2 protein-coding genes are annotated in these 1,991 nt (G+C 43.6%); one reads left to right on the top strand and one right to left on the bottom strand.

The features are described 5' to 3' along the window. Positions 1 to 138: 138 nt before the first annotated feature. Positions 139 to 1,670, bottom strand: a protein-coding gene (locus tag A3757_RS25025) for an IS3 family transposase (protein ID WP_369808172.1) whose coding sequence is annotated in 2 segments (ribosomal slippage) — positions 139 to 1,226 and positions 1,226 to 1,670 — 1,533 coding nt in all. Because the reading frame shifts where the segments join, the coding sequence is not laid out codon by codon here. A gap of 117 nt (positions 1,671 to 1,787) precedes the next feature. Between A3757_RS25025 and A3757_RS27500 the strand changes: the two genes are divergently transcribed. Continuing rightward, positions 1,788 to 1,991 (top strand): hypothetical protein (locus tag A3757_RS27500; protein WP_231878204.1); only part of this gene is annotated, 204 nt, incomplete at its 3' end.

Below are 1,991 nucleotides of genomic sequence, written 5' to 3'. Positions count from 1 at the left end.
GGGCAATATCACGGGCACTAAAGCAGTAAGTTTTAGGTCTTCTTATGCAAGAGAGGCCATCACCACTATTTTGGAAAAATTTAGCCAATGGAAACTCGCTCTAAGCGGCGTTTTTCAAGGTAGTTGTCGCCTGAGCATTTAAGCTGCTTGTTTTTCCTTCTCCGGGTTCAACTTAACGTCACCCACTTTCTCCCAGTTCCGCGTAGCTTTTGACCACCTTATTTGGTTCTTTCTTTTCATCTTGCGATAAAGCTCATCCCTCTTCGATAATATTTCTTCATCCAGACCTAAGTGCCTTTGCTCTGGGGTAACAAAGTTAATTCGACTATGCCGGTGCTCTGTGTTGTACCAAGTGACAAACTCTTTCACCCAAGTTCTTGCTTCATCGATTGATTTAAATCCCTCAGATGGCCATCGACGACAGTACTTCAGGGTTCGAAATAGTGATTCTGAAAACGGATTATCATTACTTACACCAGGCCGACTTCGAGAGCTGGCGACACCCAAATCCTGCATTTTTGCTTGCATTGTTAAGCTCTTCATTGGGCTACCATTATCCGAGTGCAACACCAGGGATTTTCTGACGCACTTTTCTGACCAAACACTGCGCTCAAGCAATGCTGCTGCATGTTCTCCTTGCTCGGACTCATGCACTTCCCAGCCAACAATTTTGCGACTGAAGATATCTTCTATCATATACAGGTAATAATACCGCCCTATCACAGTTGCAGGGCAGTACGTAATATCCCAACTCCAGACTTCATTTGGCCCAGTGGCCGTATATCCCTTCGGTTTCTTCGTACCATTTTTGGGCTTGTCTCGCCCCCTGTGAGCCAGTTGATTATGTGCTTTGAGCACACGATAAAAGCTGGACTCAGAAGCAATATATTGCCCTTTATCCGCTAGCCTTGGTACGATTTGGCTGGGTGGAAGGTCCGCATATTCGGGCTCGTTACAGATATTGATAATGCTCTGTCGCTCGGTTTCTGACAACTTATTCTTTGGCTCAGGTCTAATAGCTGACTGTCTTTTGTCCTGTGTAACGCCACCATCTTCAATCCAGCGTTGTAAGGTCCGAAGCGATAAGCCTATTAGCTCACAGGCTTTCACTCTTCTGGCTCCAGCACTAACGGCTTCATCAATCAGCTCCACATAATATTGCCTATCTGGAAGCATGGTTAGCTGTCCTCGTCTTCCCCCCAGTAGGCATTGAGCTTTTTTCTGAGCACCAATAATGCAGCAGTTTCAGCAAGTGCTGCATCTTTGCGTTTTAGCTCCTTCTCTAACTGCTTAATACGCTTCTTATCTGCTTTGCGCTCTGCAGCTTCCTGTTTCTTACGCTGAGCCTCAGTCATATTGTTGTTAATACAAGATTGTTTCCATTGCTTCACCTGATCAGGGTACAGCCCTTTTTCTCGGCAATACTCACTTAGCTCTATCTCCGACATCATGGCGGTTTCCAGAACAATTGAAAACTTTGCTTCTGGAGACCAGTTATCTGGACTACTACTTTTTGTCACACTTGAACCTGGTAATTGAAATTTATCTCGCCAGGAATACAAGGTGGATAGGTTTATGTTTTCCTGGGCTGAAAACGTTCTTAATGATAACCCACTTTCAAGCCACTTCTTAACAATGGCTTCTTTAAACTCTTTTGAATAATGCTTCACTCATATTCTCTTACCGCCTCCTATTCAATTATTAAAAATTAACAGAGGCGACAACTATCCTGACACAGGGGGATGTCAATACTTTTATTTTTTTACACCTAGGTTATTTATTATTCTATGTACACTTTAACTACTGCAAAAACAGAAAGTGAAATTAGGGAGCTGGCAGATTGCTGGCGTTCTTGGGAGTCAGAAGGTACTGAAAAGTGGCCTCACAACTTTTTGGTATGGAATGAAAGCTACCGCAAACATCTTTCGGAGGAGGGCGGGAGTTTTTTTTATGTTGTGATTAAAGTGCATGGTGAAGTTTCACACGTGATA

The organism is Oleiphilus sp. HI0117 (assembly GCF_001635235.1).
Note: the sequence above shows the minus strand (reverse complement) of the source record. Positions and strands in the feature narration are given on the sequence as shown.